This is a genomic window from Paracoccus alkanivorans (assembly GCF_003697785.1).
Classification (GTDB): domain Bacteria; phylum Pseudomonadota; class Alphaproteobacteria; order Rhodobacterales; family Rhodobacteraceae; genus Paracoccus; species Paracoccus alkanivorans.
This window is the reverse complement of the sequence record NZ_QOKZ01000006.1, coordinates 68,306-87,664: the sequence shown is the minus strand read 5'-3', so window position 1 is coordinate 87,664 and position 19,359 is coordinate 68,306. Positions and strand designations below refer to the sequence as shown.

Here is a 19,359-nt window from a genome sequence, read left to right as displayed (position 1 = left end):
GGACATCCTCATTGCAGCGAGAGACTCAGGATATTTCATCATGTCGCATGTATTCCCCCGTAATTGCCATGTTCAACCGCCCGTCGCGATTGGCGGCGAAGGCGTCTGGCTGATCGATTCGGAAGGGCGCCGTTACCTGGATGGCTCGGGTGGGGCGGCTGTGTCCTGCCTTGGCCATGGCGACAGGCAGGTAACCGAGGCGATCAAGGCGCAGCTCGACAAGCTTGCCTTCGCGCATACCGGCTTTCTGACCAGCGAACCGGCCGAGGCGCTGGCAGACCTGCTGATCGCGCATACGCCCGGCGAGCTGGAGCGGGTCTATTTCGTCTCGGGCGGCTCCGAGGCGACCGAGGCGGCGATCAAGCTGGCGCGGCAATACTGGGTCGAGAAGGGGCAGCCGCAGCGTTCGCGCCTGATCGCACGGCGGCAAAGCTATCACGGCAACACCATCGGGGCGCTGTCGGCGGGCGGCAATGAGTGGCGGCGGCAGCAATTCGGGCCGCTTTTGCTGGATGTCAGCCATATCGCCCCCTGCTATGAATATCGCGAGCGGGGCGAGGGCGAGACCCCGGAGGAATACGGCATCCGCGCCGCCGAGGCCCTGCGCGAGGAAATCGAGCGGGTCGGCCCTGAAACGGTGATGGCCTTCATGGCCGAGCCGGTGGTGGGGGCCACGGCAGGGGCGTTGCCACCCGCACCGGGATATTTCAAGCGCATCCGCGAGATCTGCGACGAATACGGCATCCTGCTGATCCTCGACGAGGTGATGTGCGGCATGGGCCGGACCGGCACGCTGTTCGCCTGCGAACAGGACGGCATCGCACCGGATATTCTTTGCATCGCCAAGGGATTGGGGGCGGGATATCAACCGATCGGTGCAATGCTGTGCAGCGCTTCGGTCTATGACGCGGTGGCACAGGGCAGCGGATTTTTTCAGCATGGCCATACCTATATCGGCCACCCGGTCGCCACGGCGGCGGGTTTGGCGGTGGTCAGCGCCATCCTGGATCGCGGGCTCCTGCCGCAGGTGCAGGCCAAGGGCGCAGCGCTGCAAGAGGCGCTGGAGGCGCGTTTCGGTCAGCATCCCCATGTCGGCGATATACGTGGGCGAGGGCTGTTCCGCGGCATCGAGATCGTTGCGGACCGGGCGACCAAGGTGCCTTTCGATCCGGCCGGCAAGGTTGCGGCGAGGCTGAAGAAAGCCGCCTTCGCGCGCGGCCTGATCTGTTACCCGATGTCCGGCACGATCGACGGAAAACATGGCGATCACATCCTGCTGGCGCCGCCTTTCATCATCTCAGATGACGAGATGGCGCAGCTGATCGAGATGCTGGCCGGGGCGATGGACGAGGTTCTGGACGGGATCGCGTAACGGCGGATTTCCCGGATTTTCCGAATCGGAAAACAGGTGAAGTAAGTAGTTTAACCTATAGACAGCCCTGAATTTCCGGAATTCTTTCGTTAGGCATTGCCAATCTGCATGACTGCGCTACCGTAAACCCGGGTTCGCACCGCACGGTGCGGGGTAATGCCGATACGGTGGCAGGATAACCTAGGGAGATAGCTGCATGAGCAAGTTCAAACCGATTCTTCTGACGACGGCTTTCGCGCTTGGCGCAAGCGCCGCCGCCGCACAAGAAGAGCGTTTCATCACCATCGGCACCGGCGGTCAGACCGGCGTCTACTATGTTGTCGGACAGTCGATCTGCAAGCTGGTGAACCGCGAGACCGCCGAGACCGGGATCAAATGCACCGCGCCTTCGACAGGGGGCTCGATCGCCAATATCAACGCCATCCAGGCGGGCGACATGACCATGGGCGTGGCCCAGTCCGACTGGCAATTCCACGCCTATAACGGCGATGTTCCGGAATTCGAGGGTGACAAGAAATTCGACAGCCTGCGCTCGGTCTTTTCGGTTCATCCCGAACCGTTCACCGTGGTTGCGCGCGCCGATGCCGGGATCGAAACCTTCGAGGATCTCAAGGGCAAGCGGGTGAATGTCGGCAATCCCGGCTCGGGTCAGCGCGGCACGATGGAAGTCGTGCTGGACGCGCTTGGCTGGACGATGGGCGATTTCGCGCTGGCCTCCGAACTGAAACCGGCAGAGCAATCGGCCGCTTTGGGCGACAATAACGTCGATGCCATCATCTATACCGTCGGTCATCCCAACGGCTCTATCCAGGAGGCGACTTCGACCGTGGATGCGCGGCTCATCCCGGTCACCGGCGAGGCGATCGAGAAGCTCATCTCGGACAACCCCTACTATGCCAAGGCAACCATCCCCGGCGGCATGTATGCCGGCAATGACGAGGATGTGGAAACCTTCGGCGTGAAGGCGACCTTCGTGACCTCGGCGGATGTGCCCGATGACATGGTCTATGCGGTCGTGAAGGCGGTGTTCGACAATTTCGACCGCTTCAAGAAGCTGCATCCGGCCTTCGCCAACCTGGAGCCCGAGGCGATGATCACCGAGGGCAACAGCGCCCCGCTGCATCCGGGGGCCGAGAAATACTACAAGGAACAGGGCTGGATCGAATAACCGGCCGTAACATCCGGGGCGGCCCAGGCGGGCCGCCCCTCGCTCGTGAAGATAATAAATAATACCCATACGGGGAGGGTGACGCGATGAGCGAGAATGACGACAAGCCGAAAACCGGCGATCATCAGTTCGAGGCCAGCCGGGTCGAGATGGAAGCGGCCGGCAGAGGCGGTTTGTCCGAGGCCGAACTGGATGAACTGGTCGCATCCTCGGATACCGGGGCGCGCACGCCCCCGGGCGCGGTGGGCAGGATCATCCTGGTGACGGCGCTGTGCTGGTCGCTGTTCCAGCTCTGGATCGCATCACCCATTCCCTTCGTCCTCGGTTTCGGGATCCTGAACGACACCGAGTCGCGCGCGATCCACCTCGCTTTCGCATTGTTCCTTGCCTATATGGCCTATCCCGCCGAGCGTTCGCCCTTTCAGCTTGGACTGGGGCTGGTCGTTCCGGTGCTGATGGCGGTGCTGTTCATGGTGGGGTCCAAGTCCGGTGTGCCGGTCTGGTGGATTCCCCTTGTCGGTCTTGCCGTGATCGCCTGTATCCTGCTTGGCAGCCCCAAGGCCCGGGTGCCATCCTGGGAATGGACCATGGCGATCGTGGCGGCGCTGTGCTCCCTGTATATCTTCATATTCTACGACAGTATCAGCACGCGGATCGGGCGGCCGATCACGCAGGATTTCGTCGTTGCGGTCATCGGCCTGATGCTGCTGCTGGAAGCGACGCGCCGCAGCCTGGGCCCGGCATTGATGATCGTGGCCAGCGTCTTTCTGGCCTATACCTTTCTTGGTCCCTACATGCCCGGCATCATCGCCCATAAGGGCAACACGATGTCCGAGGTGGTCAACCACCAGTGGATCACCACCGAGGGCGTGTTCGGTATCGCGCTTGGCGTTTCAAGCAAATTCGTGTTCCTCTTCGTGCTGTTCGGCGCTTTGCTGGACAAGGCCGGGGCGGGGAATTACTTCATCAAGGTCGCGTTTTCGCTGATGGGCCATCTGCGGGGCGGACCGGCAAAGGCGGCTGTCGTCTCTTCGGCGATGACCGGCCTGATCTCCGGCTCGTCCATCGCGAATGTCGTGACCACCGGCACCTTCACCATCCCGCTGATGAAGAAGGTCGGGTTCAGTTCTGAAAAGGCCGGTGCGGTCGAGGTTGCCTCATCCGTCAACGGCCAGATCATGCCGCCGGTGATGGGGGCGGCTGCCTTCCTGATGGTCGAATATGTGGGAATCCCCTATTTCGACGTGGTCAAGCACGCTTTCGTGCCCGCCACGATCAGCTATATCGCGCTGGTCTATATCGTCCATCTCGAGGCGCTCAAGGCCGGCATGAAAGGCTTGCCGCGCGCCTATGTGCCGGGACCGCTGGTCCGCCGCCTGATCGGCTTTCTTCTTGGTTTCATCCTCATCGCGGCCCTGGGATTCGCACTCAGGGAGACCATGGGCTGGATTCGTCCGACCTTCGGGGACGCGTCATCCTATGTCATTTTCGCGCTGCTGACCGCGGCTTATATCGGCCTACTCTATGTCGCCTCGCGCGAGGAGCCCTTGGAGATGGATGACCCGAATGCGCAGGTGACGCAATTGCCGCTTCCGGGGCCCACCGTGCGCTCGGGGCTGCATTTCCTGCTGCCCGTCGTGGTGCTGGTCTGGGCGCTGATGGTAGACCGGCTGTCGCCGGGCCTGTCGGCCTTCTGGGCCACGGCCTTCATGATCTTCATCATCCTGACCCAACGCCCGCTGATGGTGATGATGCGTGGAACCGACAATACCGGCATCAGTTCCATGACTGCCGCGATGCGCTCGGGCGTCGGAGATCTGATCGACGGGCTGATCTCGGGCGCGCGCAATATGATCGGCATCGGTATCGCTACCGCGACGGCGGGGATCATCGTCGGCGTGGTCAGCCAGACGGGCGTCGGCTCGGCGCTGGCCAATGTGGTCGAGGTGCTGTCGGGGGGTAACCTGATGGCGATCCTGTTCCTGACCGCGATCCTGTCGCTGATCCTTGGCATGGGGCTGCCGACGACGGCGAATTATATCGTCGTCTCGGCGCTGCTGGCCCCGGTCATCGTCACGCTTGGCCAACAGAACGGGCTGATCGTGCCGCTGATCGCGGTGCATCTGTTCGTGTTCTATTTCGGAATCATGGCGGATGTGACGCCCCCTGTGGGGCTGGCATCCTTCGCGGCGGCGGCCGTGTCCGGCGGGGATCCGATCCGGACCGGGATAATCGCCTTCTTCTACAGCCTCAGAACGGCGGCTCTGCCCTTCCTGTTCATCTTCAACACCGATCTGTTGCTGATAGATGTTGACTGGATACATGGAATCTTCGTCTTCATCACCGCGACCCTGGCGATGCTGCTATTCGCGGCGGCGACTCAGGGCTGGTTCCTGACCCGCAACAAGTTCTGGGAGACGATAGTATTGCTGGTCATAGCCTTCGCGATCTTCCGACCCGGCTTCTTCATGGACTACATATATCCGCCCTATGAGGATCTGCCGCCAGCCCGGTTCGAGGAGGCGCTTGGCAATGCCGAACCCGGCGCATCGCTGCGGCTTCGGATTGCAGGGGTGAACGATATCGGCGATCCGATCGAGTTTTCGGCCGTGCTCGAAGTGCCGGAGGGGGCCGACGGGGCGGCGAAGATGCAGGCACTGGGAATCGAAACGATCCAGAACGGCGAAGAGGTCATCATCGACAATGTGGCCTTCGACAGTCCCGCGGAAGCGGCGGGGCTGGACTGGGATCAGCGGATCCTGACGGTCCGCGCCCCGCAGCCGGCACCGTCGAAATACTGGATCTACATCCCGACGGCGCTGATCCTCGCATTGGTCGTCTGGTTGCAAACTATGCGCGCAGGTCCCGGAACCGGGGCGGCCCGCCGCGAAGGTGAAGGAGTAAGCCATGCCTGAGAACGTCCTTCTGCCCATCGACCTGCAACAAAGCGAAAGCTGGAAGATGACACTCACCGCTGCCCGCCGGCAGGTCGATGACGGTGGCACGATTCACTTGCTGGGGATCGTGCCCGATATCGGCAGCTCGATGGTCGCCACCTATCTGCCCAAGGATTACGAGGTGCATGCGCTGCAGGCGATGAAAGACGGGCTGGACCGCTTCGCCGACGAGCATTTTCCCGAGGGTGCAAAGGTTCGGACCCATGTCGGCCATGGCCACGTCGCCGAAACGATCCTGAAGATCGCCAAGAAGACCAATGCCGACATCATCGTGATGGCCAGCCCGCAACGCGACGAATTGCGCAGCATCCTGATCAGCAGCCACACCAATGCCGTTGTCCGGCATTCGCCATGTTCGGTTCTTGTCGTGCGATGATGTCAGGTTTTGGTTGTAAGCGGTTCGGCGAATTACGGAAAATGCCATGAAATTCACAGCCGAAGATTTGCGGGAAGCCGCCCGGCTGGTCTACACGCAGATGTATCCGACAGCTCAATATGCATGGCCGCAACTTGCGAAGCGGCTTGGTTGCGAAATCTGGGTCAAGCATGAAAACCACGGGCCTGCGGGCGCTTTCAAGACCCGCGGCGGTATCACTTTCATCGACTGGATGAGACGCACGCATCCCGAGGCAAAAGGCATCTGCACCGCAACGCGGGGAAATCACGGTCAATCACAGGCGCGCGCCGCATCCGCCGCCGGGTTGACCGCGAAAATATACGTGCCCTTCGGCAACTCGATCGAGAAGAACATGGCGATGCGGGCCTTCGGCGCGGAACTGATCGAATTTGGCGAAGATTTCGACGAGGCGCGTGTCGAGGCGTTTCGCGTGGCCGAAGAGGAAGGGCTGCTGATCGTGCCGCCTTTTCACGAGGAACTGGTGCGTGGTGTCGCAACTTACGCCTATGAATTGTTCACGGCGGTTCCCGATCTCGATACGGTCTATGTGCCGATCGGTTGTGGCTCGGGCATCTGCGGCACGATCCTCGCCCGGGATGCGCTTGGCCTATCGACAGAGGTCGTGGGCGTGGTCTCCTCCGAGGCGCAATCCGCGAAATTGTCGGTGGAGGCCGGCAAGCCGATAGAAACCGGCCCCGCCCGGACCATCGCCGATGGCATGGCGGTCCGCGTCCCCGTTCCCGAGGCGATGGCGGTCTATGGCCCGGGTGCCGCGCGTTTCGTGACCGTGACCGATGCCGAACTGGCCGAGGCCATGCGGGTCTATTATACGGATATCCACAATATCGCGGAGGCGGCCGGCGCGGCATCCCTGGCGGCGCTGATGCAGGAGAAGGAGAGGATGCGGGGCAAGAAGGCCGGTGTCATCCTTTCGGGTGGAAACGTCGATAAAGACTGGTATCTTGACGTGCTGCGGGGCAGCTTACCACAGATCCGGGGCTAGATCCTTCTCTGCCCCGCCATCAAGAAAATGTGGGGAGGAACATGACAACAGATATCCAGATCGCACGGGCAGCGACCAAACGGCCCATTGCCGAGATCGCCGAAAAGCTGGATCTCGGGTTGGATCAAATCCTGCCTTATGGGCACGACAAGGCCAAGATCACCCATGACGCCATCGCCTCGCTGGAGGGAAAGCCGAAAGGACGGCTGATCCTGGTCACGGCGATCACGCCGACGCCGGCAGGCGAGGGCAAGACCACCACGACCGTCGGGCTTGGCGATGCGCTGAACCGGATCGGCAAGCGTGCGACCATCTGCATCCGCGAAGCCAGCCTTGGCCCGAATTTCGGCATGAAAGGCGGCGCGGCGGGTGGAGGTCACGCGCAGATCGTCCCGATGGAAGAAATGAACCTTCATTTCACCGGCGATTTCCACGCGATCACCTCGGCCCACAACCTGCTGGCCGCGATGATCGACAACCATATCTATTGGGGCAATGCTCTGGATATCGACACGCGTCGGATTACCTGGCGGCGGGTGATGGACATGAATGACCGCGCCTTGCGTGACGTGGCGCTTGGGCTGGGCGGCGTGTCGAACGGTTTCGTAAGGCAAAGCGGATTCGACATCACCGTGGCCTCCGAGGTGATGGCGATCCTTTGTCTTGCCAGCAATCTGGCCGACCTGCAGCAAAGACTGGGGCGGATCGTCATCGGCTACAGCCGCGATCGCCAGCCTGTCACCGCACGTGACCTGAAGGCCGATGGCGCGATGACCGCGCTGCTCAAGGATGCGTTGCAGCCGAACCTCGTGCAGACGCTGGAAAACAATCCCGCGCTGGTGCATGGCGGACCCTTTGCCAATATCGCCCATGGCTGCAACAGCGTGATGGCGACGCGGACGGCCCTGCGCCTGTCGGATTACGTCGTCACCGAGGCGGGTTTCGGCGCCGATCTGGGGGCCGAGAAATTCCTGGACATCAAATGCCGCCTTGCGGGACTATCCCCATCCGCGGCAGTTCTGGTTGCCACGATCCGCGCATTGAAGATGAATGGTGGTGTGGCCAAGGCCGATCTGGGCGGCGAGGATGTTGCGGCGGTGACGCGCGGCTGCGCCAATCTGGGCCGGCATATCGAGAATTTGCGAGGCTTCGGCCTGCCGGTCGTGGTGGCAGTGAACCATTTCGACGGCGACAGCGAGAACGAGATCGCGGCCCTGCAGGATTATTGCGCGCATCACGGCGTCAAGGTGGTGATCGCGCGGCACTGGGCGCAGGGCGGGGCAGGGGCCGAGGATCTGGCCCGTGAGGTGGTGGCACTGGCAGAGGGCGAGGTCGATTTCCATACGCTCTATCCCGACTCCATGCCGCTATGGCAAAAGATCGAGACCATCTGCACCCGCATCTATCGTGCGTCTCATGCCGAAGCCGCCCCCGGAATCCGCCAGCAGCTCGAGATCTGGGAAGAGGCCGGTCACGGTCATCTGCCGGTCTGCATCGCCAAGACGCAATATTCCTTTTCGACGGATCCGTCGCTGCATGGTGCTCCCGAAGGGCATATCGTGCCTGTGCGCGAGGTTCGGCTGAATGCCGGCGCTGGCTTTGTCGTGGCGATCTGTGGCGAGATCATGACCATGCCGGGCCTGCCGCGCCATCCTGCGGCGGAAACCATTGGTGTCGATGCGGATGGACAGATTGACGGCTTGTTCTGACGGATGTGCCGCAACCGGGGCGACGCAATCCGGCGGGCCCCAGCATCCGGCTGAACGGCCCGAAACTGCCATCAATAGCTGCGGATCAACCCGACCAGACGGCCCTGAACCCGGACGGCCTCTTCCGGCAGGATGCGGGTTTCATAGGCGGGGTTGGCAGCCTCCAGCGCGATCATCTTGCCCTTGCGGCGAAAACGCTTCAGCGTCGCCTCGGTCCCCTCGATCAATGCCACGACGATCTCGCCATTCTCGGCATTGTCCTGCTGGCGGATGATGACCAGATCACCATCATGGATCCCGGCGTCGATCATCGAGTCGCCCTTCACCTCCAGCGCATAATGATCATCGTTGCCTGTCAGCATGCTGCCGGGAACCGAGACGTGATGCGCCACCTCCGAGATCGCTTCGATCGGGACACCGGCCGCGATCCGGCCCATCAGGGGCAGGTCGATCGCCCCGCCATCCGTGATCGGCATCGCGCTGCGCGGCTGTTTCGGGCGAGGATTGCTGACGACCTTGGGAGAAAAGCCGGCGGCAGGCTTGCCGGACCTGGTATCCGGTTTCGACAAGGCGTCGGGCAAGCGAACAATCTCGAGCGCACGGGCACGGTGGGGCAGGCGGCGGATGAAGCCGCGTTCCTCGAGCGCGGTCACCAGCCGATGGATCCCGGACTTGGAACGCAGGTCAAGCGCATCCTTCATTTCGTCGAATGACGGCGGAACGCCGTCCCGCTTCATCCTTTGACTAATGAATTCCAGCAGTTGTATCTGCTTTTTCGTCAGCATCTGCCCGTCCTCATGCAGCAAGGTGTTCTGCTAATGTTCTAACCCATGAAACGAATCCCGTCAATCGGCATGCGCGATCCGTGGGATTTCCGGTAAACCGTCAGTAGAACAGGGGCAGGTATTCCACGATCTCTCCCGCGTTCCTTGTAGGATCATGCGGCGGACGGATCATCAGCGCATCGGCTTGTGCCAGAACCGACAGCAGGGACGAATCCTGGTTGTCGAAAGGGGCGATCAGGGGCAGATCCTCTCCGTCCCGCAGTTTTGCGCGCAGGTAATGCTGACGCGCGCCTTCGGGGGGCATTGCAGCCGCCAGCCGGGCACGAAAAACCCGACCGGATCCGGTCAGCCCCTGCATCGCATGGATAAGAGGTCGCATGAAGACATTGGCGCAAACTATTGCGGAAACAGGATTTCCGGGAAGGCCAAGCATTGCGCCTCGACCAATCCTTCCGGCCATCAGCGGTTTGCCCGGGCGCATCGCGATCTTGTAGAAGGCGCGCTCCATTCCCAGGGCTTCGGCCACTTTCCCGATCAGATCGTGATCGCCCACCGAGGCCCCGCCGATGGTGACCAGCAAATCGGCATCGCGGGCGCGGGCAAACCTGTCGCGGAGGCTGTCCTCGCTGTCGCGTGCGATCGGCAGGATTTCGGCCTCTGCCCCGGCCGCGCGGGCAATCGCCGCTACGGCAAGATCGTTGGAACTGATGATCTGGCCCTCGGACGGTGTCTCTCCCGGGCGCACCAGTTCATCCCCGCCCGCCAGAACGGCAACCTTCGGGCGTTTCGCCACTGTCACCTGCGGCAGGTTCATCGCCGCCAGCAGGGCGATATCGGCGGGCGACAAACGCCGTCCGGGTTCGATCCGGTCGCCTTCACCGAAATCGCATCCCCGCTTGCGGATATATGCATCCCGCGAAGGAGCCGTGACGGTCAGCCAATCGCCATCCCGCTGTGTGTTTTCCTGCATCTCCACCCGGTCATAGCCGGGCGGGACGGCGCCGCCGGTGAAAATCCGGATCGCGGTGCCGGGCTCGGCGCTGCCGGTCCACGGATGGCCAGCCGCCGCCTCCCCGACCACCCGCAGGCGTTGCCCCAGATCGGCATGGCGCAGCGCATAGCCATCCATCGCCGCCGAATCGAAAGGCGGCTGTGTCATGCGCGAGACCGCGGGCTCCAGCAATATCCGCCCGGCGGCCTGATCCAGTGCCAGCACCTCGCCCCGCGGCGCATCTGCCAGTGACAGGACCAGGGCAAGCGCCTCATCGACCGAAATCATGGCGTTGCCTCGTAATTGCCCGATTTTCCGCCGCTTTTCCGCATCAGCCGGATGCCTTCGATGCGCATACCCTTCTCGGCGGCCTTGAGCATGTCATAGATGGTCAGGCAGGCGGTGGAAACGGCGGTCAGCGCCTCCATCTCGACACCGGTGCGGCCGGTCGTGCGCACGGTCGCGGTAACGCGGATGCCGGGCAGTTCGGGATCGGGCCGCAGATCCAGCGTGACCTTGGAAATCGGCAGCGGGTGGCAGAGCGGGATCAGGTCAGAGGTGCGCTTGGCCCCCATGATCCCCGCCAGCCGGGCCACGCCCATGACATCACCCTTTTTCGCTCCTCCCTCGGCCAGCATCAGCGTTTCGGGCGACATGACAACGCAGCCCTCTGCCACAGCCTCGCGAGCGGTTTCCGCCTTTTGCGAGACATCGACCATATGTGCCTGACCGGATTTGTCGAAATGCGTCAGGCTCATGCGGCGGGTTCCAGGATGGCGCGGGTGGCTGCGGCGACATCGGGTTGCCGCATCAGGCTTTCCCCGATCAGGAAACGGCGCGCGCCAAGCTGCATCATCGCGTCCAGATCGGCGGGGGTGAAAAGGCCGCTTTCGCAGACGATATCGCGGCCCCGCGGGATATGCGGCGCAAGCTGTCGCGTGACATCAAGTGTCACATCGAATGTCTTGAGATTGCGATTATTTATGCCGATCAAGGGTGATTCCAGCCGTAGGGCGCGATCCAGTTCCTCGGCGTCATGCACCTCGATCAGCGCATCCATGCCCCAGTGAATGGCGGCATCCTCAAGCTCAGCGGCCAGCATGTCATCGACCGAGGCCATGATGATCAGGATGCAATCGGCGCCCCATGCCCGCGCCTCGGCGACCTGGTATGGATCATACAGGAAATCCTTGCGCAGGGCGGGCAGGTTGCAGGCATCGCGGGCGGCACCCAGGAACTCGGGTGCGCCCTGGAAGCTGGGCGCATCGGTCAGCACCGACAGGCAGGCCGCCCCCCCGGCCTCATAGGCGCGGGCCAGAGTGGGCGGATCGAAATCTGCCCGGATCAGGCCCCTGGATGGGCTGGCCTTCTTGATTTCCGCGATCAGGGCCGCACCGGTCGCGGCCTTGTCCGTCAATGCGCGGGCAAAGCCGCGAGGGGGCGTCGCCGCGCGGGCGGCCGCCTCGATATCGGCCAGCGGACGCGCGGCCTTGGCGGCGGCGATCTCGTCCAGCTTGTAGGCCTTGATCTTGTCCAGAATATCCATGCCGAAGTTCTAACGCCGCGTGCGCCGCGAGGAAAGGGGGAGGTTGCCATCCGCATATTTCGACTGGACCCGCAGGCAATGGCTGTGCGATGCCTTCGCCCGGCCCGCAGCGAGGTGGAGATCGGAAGCCCAAGATGGAAACAATAACGCCAGCGACAGCCCCGGTCCTGCTTGAGAATGTGGGCTACCGTATCGGGGAGATCCCGGTATTGTCGGGCATTTCGCTTCGCTCGGAGGCGATGCGGATCGGTATCATTGGCCGAAACGGCTCGGGGAAAAGCACGCTCGCCCGCCTGATCGCCGGGCTGCTGGAGCCGGAGCCGGGCCGGATCCGGATCGAGGGTGTCGATGTCTTCAGGGACCGGCGCGCCGCCATCCGCACCGTGGGAATCCTGTTCCAGAATCCGGAACACCAGATCATTTTTCCCACCGTGGCGGAAGAGATCGGCTTCGGCCTGCGCCAGCTTGGCCAGAGCAGGCAGGATGCCGAGGCCGGAGCATTGGCCATGTTGGCCGATTTCGGCAAGGCGCATTGGAAGGACGCGCCGATCCACGCGCTGTCGCAGGGGCAGAAGCATCTCGTCTGCATGATGTCGGTCCTCGCCATGCGCCCCCGGCTTCTGGTGCTGGACGAGCCCTTCGCGGGGTTGGACATCCCCACGCGCATGCAGTTGGCGCGGCAGTTGAACGCAAGCGGGACGCGGCTGCTGCATATCTCGCATGACACGCGCGATCTTGAAGGCTACGATCAGGTCTATTGGCTCGATGGCGGAAAAATCCGTGCGAGCGGCCCGCCCGCGCAGATCCTGCGCGATTTCATCAGCGAGATGACCCGTATCGGAGGTGGCGATGATCTCTCTCACCTCGCCAGTTAGGACATGGGCGCATGGCTGGCCCGCGGGGATCAAGCTGGCAGGGCTGTGCCTGGGCACGATCCTGTTATTCGCGATCGAAGACATGGCGGTCCAGACTGCCGCGATTCTGGCGGTTCTGCTGCTTTACTGCCTGCCGGGACGGGCGTTCCTGCGCAGCGGGCTGAAGCATCTGCGTGTTCTCATTCCCTTTGTTGTCATCCTGCTGGTCTGGCATTTTGTGACGGATGATCTCGCGCTTGGGATCACGGTCATCCTGCGCATGGTGACCGCCGTGGCGCTGGCCAACCTGGTTACCATGACCACCCGGCTGACCGAATTGATGGACGTGGTGCGCCGGATGCTGGCCCCGCTGCGCCGAGCGGGGATATCGACCGCGCCGCTGGAGATCGCGATGCCGCTTTTGATCCGCTTTGCGCCGGTGCTGATCGAGCGGGCGGAACTGATGTTTCAATCATGGCGGGCGCGCTCCATGCGCCGCCAGAACTGGCGGGTTGTCCTGCCGATGATGCTCTTGGCGCTTGACGACGCGGATCGTGTCGGCGAAGCCCTGAAAGCGCGCGGCGGCGCCCTGCCCAACAAGGAGAGATGAGATGGAAAAAGACCTTGCCCGCATCGCCCTGTTCGCGGCGCTGATCGCGATTCTGGGGGTAATTCCAAAGATCGCACTCGGCTTCGGCGTGCCGATCACCGCGCAGAGCCTTGGCGTGATGCTGGCCGGCGCCGTTCTGGGCGCGCGCCGCGGCGGGCTGGCCGTGCTGCTGTTCGTCTTTGCCGTGGCGCTTGGCCTGCCGCTGCTGGCCGGAGGCCGGGGCGGGCCCGGTGTGTTTGTCGGGCCGAGCACAGGCTTTATCATCGGCTTTCCCGTTGCCGCTTTCGTGACCGGCCTCGTGGTCGAGCGCCTGCGCATGGTTCCGCCCGCGATCAGTGCCGGGCTTGGCGCCTTCATCGGCGGCATTCTGGTGATGTATGCCTTCGGCACCGTCGGCATGGCCATCGTGCTGAAGAAAAGCCTTGTCGAGGCCGCGTTGCTGAACACCGCTTATATTCCCGGGGACCTGCTCAAGGCGGGGCTGACCGGCATGCTGATCGCGGCAGTGGCGAAATTGCGCCCCGAGATGCTGTCATGGTATCGCGCCTCCGGCCAGCGCATCTGATCGCCGAGGACGGCTGAATTGCCACGCGATGATATTCGGGACCGCTGGTTCAGGCGATCCGGCGACAGCGCCATCCTTTCCTGCGGTGCGCATGAACAGAACCGGCCCGCTATCGCGGCATTGCTCGATTGCATCGAACGTCGCCTGCCCGTTCATGCCAGCCAGACCGGGGGCGGGGAAATTGCCGCCGCCGGTTTTCCGGATGCAAAAGGGCGCCCGCTTCTCTATTGCCAAAGCTCCGGCAGCACCGGAGGGGCAAAGACGATCCGCCGCAGCCAGGCGTCCTGGATTGCCAGTTTCGAGGTCAACCGCGCGCGTTACGGGATAGGTGCCAGGGATCGTTATGCGGTGCTGGGTAGCCTCGGTCATTCGCTGTCGCTCTACGGGATTGTCGAGGCCCTGCATATAGGGGCGGATCTGCTCGCCCTCGGTGGCGATCTTCCCCGTGCCCAGCTTGCCGCGTTGCGCGACGCAAGGGCAAACGTGCTTTATGCAACGCCGTCGCAACTCGGGCTGCTTCGGCGCGCCGGTGCTGAACCCCTTCCCGATGCCCGGCACCTGTTCTGCGGGGGCGGTGCGCTAGGAGCCGATGGGCGGGCCGCTGCCGCGGCGCTTTTCCCGAATGCCGGGATTTACGAGTTCTACGGCGCTTCCGAGACCAGCTTCGTCACGATCGGCGATTCCGATACTCCGCCGGGATCCGTTGGCCGGGCCTATCCCGGGGTAACGCTGAAACTTCAGCCGGTCGCAGGGAATGATGCCGAGATATGGGTCAGCAGCCCCTATCTCTTCGACGATTACGAGGGCGAGGGCAGCGGCGACACCCGCCGCAACAGCGGTTTCCTGACCGTGGGCGAGATCGGCCGGCTTGATGAACAGGGCAACCTGTTCCTGCGCGGGCGCAGGTCGCGCATGGTGACAGTGGCCGATGTGAACGTGTTTCTCGAAGATATCGAACGCATCATGGCTGGCGATTGCGCGGGGCGGGCCTGCGCGGCCATTGCCGTGCCCGATGCCTTGCGGGGGCATGCGGTGATCGGGTTTGTCGAGGGCGCGGCGGATAAGGCATTGGTCGAGCGGATCAGGGCCCGCTGCCGGAGCTCTCTCGGCCCGTTATCGGCGCCGCGCCGGATCGGGTTTCTCGACCCCATGCCGATGCTGCCCTCGGGCAAGCCCGACCTCGCCGCCTTGCAGCGCATCGCCGGAGCAGGATGATGCGCCGCTCCCATATCGTGGCGGCGAGGCGCAGCGCGGTCGTCCCGAGGGGCGGCGCGTTCCGGGAACTGGAACTGCATCAACTCGCCGCGCCGGTCATTCAGGCGGCTCTCGCGGATGCCGGTATCGCGCTGGCGGAGGTGGGCGAACTGATCCTCGGCAATGCCCTTGGGGCAGGGGGTAATCCTGCCCGTGTCGCCGCCCTGGCCAGCGGCCTGCCCGAACGCGTGGCGGGGCTGACGCTGGACCGGCAATGCTGCGGTGGGCTGGATGCGATCCTGCTGGGCGATGCGATGATCCGTTCGGGGATGCACGAGGTGGTCGTCGCGGGTGGAGCCGAAAGCTATTCCCGCCGTCCCCTGCGGCTGCGCAGTTTCCCGGATGGGCGTGAGCCGCAGCCCTATGACCAGCCGCCCTTCACCCCGTGGCCCGAGCGCGATCCGGAGATGTCCGCCGCTGCCGGGGCGCTGGCCGACAGGCTGGGGATCACGCGGGAAGCGCAGGAGAACTGGGCCATGCGCAGCCATGCCAATGCCCTTGCCGCGATGCCAGCCATGCAGGAAGGTGAGATCGTGCCGCTGGCGGGTATCACAGGTGACAGTTTCGCCCGCAAGCTGACCCCGCCGGTCTGTGCCCGCGCCAAGGTGCTTGCCGGGACCGTCACGACGGCCACGACGGCGGTAGCGGCGGACGGGGCGGCGGTCTGCGTGCTTGTCTCGGACAGACTGGCCGAGCGGATGGGGCAGGATGGCCCCGAAATCGTCGGCGGTGCCACGATCGGCGGTAATCCAGAGTTGCCGGGCCTCGCCCCCGTCGCGGCGATCCGTTCCGTGCTGGCTGGCCACCGCCTCGATCCGTCCTCGATCGGCTGCGCCGAGATCATGGAGGCTTTCGCGGCACAGGCTATCGCCTGCCAGCAAGGGGCGGGGCTCGATCCGGAGATCGTCAACCGTGGCGGGGGCGCGCTGGCCCGCGGCCATCCCATCGGCGCAAGCGGCGCGGTCAACGCCGTGCGCCTGGTCCGCGAAATGCGACCGGGCCAATACGGGCTCGCCGCCATTGCCGCGGCCGGTGGGCTGGGCACGGCTCTCCTGCTCAGCAGTTGAGGTCGAAGCCGTAGAAGCGCGCGAAAACCGGCAGCTCTTCCCGCTCGGCCCTGACCCGGTTGGCCGGCGCATCCCTGTCCGCCACGCCAAGCGCGATGCCGCATACCACCATTTCGCCCTCGGGCAAGCCGAGATGGCGATGCACCACCGGACCATATTTGGCCAGTGCACCGATGCCGGTTGTCGCATAGCCCCGGTTCTCGGCGGCCAGCAGCAGCGCCATCAGCGACATGCCCAGATCCATGAAGCAGCCCTTGCCCATGGCCCGGTCGATGGTCACCACGATTCCGACCGGCGCGCCGAAGAACTCGTAATTGCGTTCGAACTGACGCTGCCGGGCCTCGATATCCCGCCGCTCGATCCCGAGCGCGGCGTAAAGGGCGTAGCCCGCCGCGACCTGCCTTGCCTTGAGTTCTTTGGGCATCGGCTCGGGGAAATAAGAGTATTCCCGGCTCTGCGGCTCTCCCGCCGCTATGGCCGACTTGAGCGACTGGACCAATCCCTCCAGTGCATTTCCCGTCAGGACATGAAACCGTCCCGGCTGCAGATTGGCGCCGCTTGGGGCGGTCCGGGCGAGTCGCAGGATATTCTCAAGCGCCTCCCGTCCGACCGGTTCCGCCGTGAAAGCCCGGGCCGAGCGCCGCTGCGCCAGAAGTTTCTCGAACTCGCTTTCCATGTCGTCCGGGCACCTCCTGCCCAACGCCGCCTTCTTCTTTGTGAAAATACCTCCGCCGGAGGCAAGAAGGGCCGGGCGATCCGCCCGGCCCGTTTTCATTTCGCCGCCTTATGACAGCGCCTTGTTCAGGTATTCGTCGACCTTTTCCAGGTAACCCATGGTGGTCAGCCATTTCTGGTCCGGGCCGACGAGCAGGGCGAGGTCCTTGGTCATGAAACCGTCCTCGACCGCCTGCACCGTTACCTTCTCCAGCGTTTCGGCGAACTTGGCCAGTTGCGTGTTCCCGTCCAGTTTGGCGCGGTGCTTCAACCCGCCCGTCCATGCAAAGATCGAGGCGATGGAGTTGGTCGAGGTGGCGTTGCCCTTCTGATGCTCGCGGTAATGGCGGGTCACGGTGCCATGCGCGGCCTCGGATTCGACGACCTTCCCGTCCGGGGTCATCAGCACCGAGGTCATCAGCCCAAGCGAGCCAAAGCCCTGCGCGACGGTATCCGACTGCACGTCGCCATCGTAGTTCTTGCAGGCCCAGACATAGCCGCCCGACCATTTCAGCGCCGAGGCGACCATGTCGTCGATCAGCCGGTGCTCGTAATGGATGCCCTTCTTCTTGAACTCGGCCTCGAATTCCTGTTCGTAGATTTCTTGGAACAGGTCCTTGAAGCGGCCATCATAGGCCTTGAGGATAGTGTTCTTGGTGGACAGATAGACCGGCACGCCACGGTTCAACCCGTAATTCATCGAGGCGCGGGCGAAATCCCGGATCGATTCATCAAGGTTGTACATCGCCATGGTGACACCGGAACCCGGAGCCTGGAAAACCTCGTGCTCGATGGTCTCGCCGTCATCGCCGACGAACTTGATCGACAGCTTGCCCTTGCCGGGGAACTTGAAATCGGTGGCGCGATACTGGTCGCCGAAGGCGTGGCGGCCGACGATGATGGGCTGGGTCCAGCCCGGCACAAGGCGCGGCACGTTCTTGCAGATGATCGGCTCGCGGAAGATCACGCCGCCCAGGATGTTGCGGATCGTGCCATTGGGCGACCGCCACATCTTCTTGAGGCCGAACTCCTCGACCCGGGCCTCGTCGGGGGTGATGGTGGCGCATTTCACGCCGGCGCCATATTGCTTGATCGCCTCTGCCGCATCCACGGTGATCTGGTCGTCGGTGCGGTCGCGCTCTTCGATACCGAGGTCGTAATATTTCAGGTCGATATCCAGATAGGGCAGGATCAGCTTTTGCTTGATGAAGTCCCAGATGATCCGGGTCATTTCGTCGCCGTCGAGCTCGACGACGGGGTTCTCTACCTTGATCTTCGACATGGGTGTTCCCTTCGGCTATAGGATTCGCTCACGGCGTCATAGCGGATTATGATCGGGAAGGAAAGCGTTGTATGCTATTGCATACCGTTTACTTAACCGACTGTTACGCCCTCTTGAGACCGGGATGCAGAGCCTTGCCTGCCATCGGCGTCAATCCAGACGCGCCTCGTAGACGAAGATCCGGCTTTCGTCGTCCTCTGGCATGAACCATGCGCGCAGCCCGCCATCGACAGGGGCCATCCAGACCGGATTATGCGTCATCACCAGCCCGTCCTCGGTCCAGAGCGGAACAGGCGCCTGATGGATGGGCCGGTTGTCCTTCAGGTCGATCAGTTCCGCTCCGCCAAGCGCGAATTCCATGCCATTGGCCTGATACTTGGCGATTCCGGTGCAAAGCGCCTGTCCCGGTGCGGCAAGCTGGCAATCCTGGTAATCGACGTAATGACTGGGATTCGGCACCATCAGGTCTTCGCGCGGGATATCGGCATTGGTGACTTCGCCTGCCTCGTCCAGTGTGAAGCCGTAGAAGCGGCGCGATCCCCAGCTGACGGCATGCAGCGTGTTGCTGGCCGGATCACGGAGAATGCCGCCGATATGGTCGGGATAGCGAAAGACCTCTTCCGCCTCCATGGTCTCGGGATCGACGCGATAGACGATGCTGGCCGAGTCAGGGCGGTATTCGGCGACCGGCACCCAGAGATGCTCGCCGTCGAAATCCATGCCGCCCGGATGATAGATATCGCCATCGGCCAGCGTGATGCTGTCGACCAGGTTGCCTTCCATGTCCATCTTGAACAGATGTCCCACGCCTTCCCCGGCGCTGCGGTCCATGCCGTCGCGGGGCGTGTCGTATTTCTCGGTCGGGGTCACGATCTCGACCGAGGAGACAAAGATGTGATCGCCTATGATCGCCATTCCCTGCGGGTGGTGGGTGGGGAACTGGACTTCGGTGGCACCGACGGGCTGCCATTCGGTGCCGCGCGTCAGGGACATGACCCGGTCGCTCAACTCATCGGCGGCGACGGAAAAAGGGGTGCAAAGCGCAATTGCGATGACGATGTGACGCATATCGGTTCTCCTGCTGT

18 protein-coding genes are annotated in these 19,359 nt (G+C 63.2%); 11 read left to right on the top strand and 7 right to left on the bottom strand.

Annotated elements, in window-relative coordinates; translation table 11 throughout:
* The first annotated feature begins 40 nt into the window (after positions 1-40).
* The 6 genes from C9E81_RS15395 (at position 41) to C9E81_RS15370 (ending at position 8,606) form a co-directional block, all read left to right on the top strand.
* The gene (locus C9E81_RS15395; RefSeq protein ID WP_122113250.1) at positions 41-1,372 is read left to right on the top strand and encodes an aspartate aminotransferase family protein; all 1,332 of its coding nucleotides are present in this window, start codon (positions 41-43) and stop codon (positions 1,370-1,372) included.
* 196 nt (positions 1,373-1,568) lie between these two features.
* On the top strand, positions 1,569-2,540 hold the full coding sequence (locus tag C9E81_RS15390) for a TAXI family TRAP transporter solute-binding subunit (protein WP_122113249.1): 972 nt from the start codon (positions 1,569-1,571) through the stop codon (positions 2,538-2,540).
* A gap of 86 nt (positions 2,541-2,626) precedes the next feature.
* On the top strand, positions 2,627-5,455 hold the full coding sequence (locus C9E81_RS15385; protein ID WP_122113248.1) for a TRAP transporter permease: 2,829 nt from the start codon (positions 2,627-2,629) through the stop codon (positions 5,453-5,455).
* A complete protein-coding gene (locus tag C9E81_RS15380) occupies positions 5,448-5,873 on the top strand; it encodes a universal stress protein (RefSeq protein ID WP_122113247.1) in 426 nt (141 codons plus the stop codon). The genes C9E81_RS15385 and C9E81_RS15380 overlap by 8 nt, the downstream gene beginning before the upstream one ends.
* Positions 5,874-5,919: 46 nt before the next feature.
* Positions 5,920-6,897, top strand: coding sequence for a threonine dehydratase (locus C9E81_RS15375; protein WP_122113246.1), 978 nt, complete (start codon positions 5,920-5,922; stop codon positions 6,895-6,897).
* Positions 6,898-6,938: 41 nt separating this feature from the next.
* Positions 6,939-8,606, top strand: a complete 1,668-nt coding sequence (locus C9E81_RS15370; RefSeq protein WP_122113245.1) for a formate--tetrahydrofolate ligase — start codon at positions 6,939-6,941, stop codon at positions 8,604-8,606.
* Positions 8,607-8,677: 71 nt separating this feature from the next.
* Here C9E81_RS15370 and lexA read toward each other — a convergent pair whose 3' ends face one another.
* The 4 genes from lexA to trpC form a co-directional block, all read right to left on the bottom strand.
* The gene (gene lexA, locus C9E81_RS15365) at positions 8,678-9,391 is read right to left on the bottom strand and encodes a transcriptional repressor LexA (protein WP_122113244.1); all 714 of its coding nucleotides are present in this window, start codon (positions 9,389-9,391) and stop codon (positions 8,678-8,680) included.
* A 100-nt stretch (positions 9,392-9,491) separates the two neighbouring features.
* Complete coding sequence (locus C9E81_RS15360) at positions 9,492-10,670, bottom strand: molybdopterin molybdotransferase MoeA (RefSeq protein WP_122113243.1); 1,179 nt, start codon at positions 10,668-10,670, stop codon at positions 9,492-9,494.
* Complete coding sequence (gene moaC, locus C9E81_RS15355; protein WP_122113242.1) at positions 10,667-11,140, bottom strand: cyclic pyranopterin monophosphate synthase MoaC; 474 nt, start codon at positions 11,138-11,140, stop codon at positions 10,667-10,669. The genes C9E81_RS15360 and moaC overlap by 4 nt, the downstream gene beginning before the upstream one ends.
* Positions 11,137-11,928 (bottom strand): indole-3-glycerol phosphate synthase TrpC, encoded by a 792-nt coding sequence (trpC, locus tag C9E81_RS15350; protein WP_122113241.1) that lies wholly within the window; start codon positions 11,926-11,928, stop codon positions 11,137-11,139. Before trpC ends, moaC begins: the two co-directional genes overlap by 4 nt.
* Before the next feature lie 134 nt (positions 11,929-12,062).
* Here trpC and C9E81_RS15345 point away from each other — a divergent pair, with 134 nt between their 5' ends.
* The 5 genes from C9E81_RS15345 to C9E81_RS15325 are packed head-to-tail and all read left to right on the top strand — an operon-like array spanning position 12,063 to position 16,278.
* Positions 12,063-12,803, top strand: coding sequence for an energy-coupling factor ABC transporter ATP-binding protein (locus C9E81_RS15345; RefSeq protein ID WP_122113240.1), 741 nt, complete (start codon positions 12,063-12,065; stop codon positions 12,801-12,803).
* The gene (locus C9E81_RS15340) at positions 12,778-13,392 is read left to right on the top strand and encodes an energy-coupling factor transporter transmembrane component T family protein (protein ID WP_122113239.1); all 615 of its coding nucleotides are present in this window, start codon (positions 12,778-12,780) and stop codon (positions 13,390-13,392) included. The genes C9E81_RS15345 and C9E81_RS15340 overlap by 26 nt, the downstream gene beginning before the upstream one ends.
* A 1-nt stretch (position 13,393) precedes the next feature.
* Positions 13,394-13,957: a biotin transporter BioY gene (locus tag C9E81_RS15335; RefSeq protein ID WP_122113238.1), complete on the top strand. Its 564-nt coding sequence runs from the start codon at positions 13,394-13,396 to the stop codon at positions 13,955-13,957.
* 18 nt (positions 13,958-13,975) lie between these two features.
* A complete protein-coding gene (locus tag C9E81_RS15330) occupies positions 13,976-15,172 on the top strand; it encodes an AMP-binding protein (RefSeq protein ID WP_243698683.1) in 1,197 nt (398 codons plus the stop codon).
* On the top strand, positions 15,172-16,278 hold the full coding sequence (locus C9E81_RS15325) for a thiolase family protein (RefSeq protein ID WP_122113237.1): 1,107 nt from the start codon (positions 15,172-15,174) through the stop codon (positions 16,276-16,278). Before C9E81_RS15330 ends, C9E81_RS15325 begins: the two co-directional genes overlap by 1 nt.
* On the opposite strand, the gene C9E81_RS15320 is transcribed toward C9E81_RS15325, so the two are convergent.
* The 3 genes from C9E81_RS15320 to C9E81_RS15310 all read right to left on the bottom strand — a co-directional run bounded on the left by C9E81_RS15320 (position 16,268) and on the right by C9E81_RS15310 (position 19,342).
* Positions 16,268-16,954, bottom strand: coding sequence for a nitroreductase (locus C9E81_RS15320; RefSeq protein WP_122113236.1), 687 nt, complete (start codon positions 16,952-16,954; stop codon positions 16,268-16,270). The genes C9E81_RS15325 and C9E81_RS15320 overlap by 11 nt on opposite strands.
* A 108-nt stretch (positions 16,955-17,062) precedes the next feature.
* Positions 17,063-18,274, bottom strand: coding sequence for an NADP-dependent isocitrate dehydrogenase (locus C9E81_RS15315; RefSeq protein WP_122113235.1), 1,212 nt, complete (start codon positions 18,272-18,274; stop codon positions 17,063-17,065).
* A gap of 150 nt (positions 18,275-18,424) precedes the next feature.
* Positions 18,425-19,342 carry a DUF6454 family protein gene (locus C9E81_RS15310; RefSeq protein ID WP_122113234.1) on the bottom strand — a complete coding sequence of 306 codons (918 nt, stop codon included), beginning with the start codon at positions 19,340-19,342 and terminating at the stop codon, positions 18,425-18,427.
* Positions 19,343-19,359 lie beyond the last annotated feature (17 nt).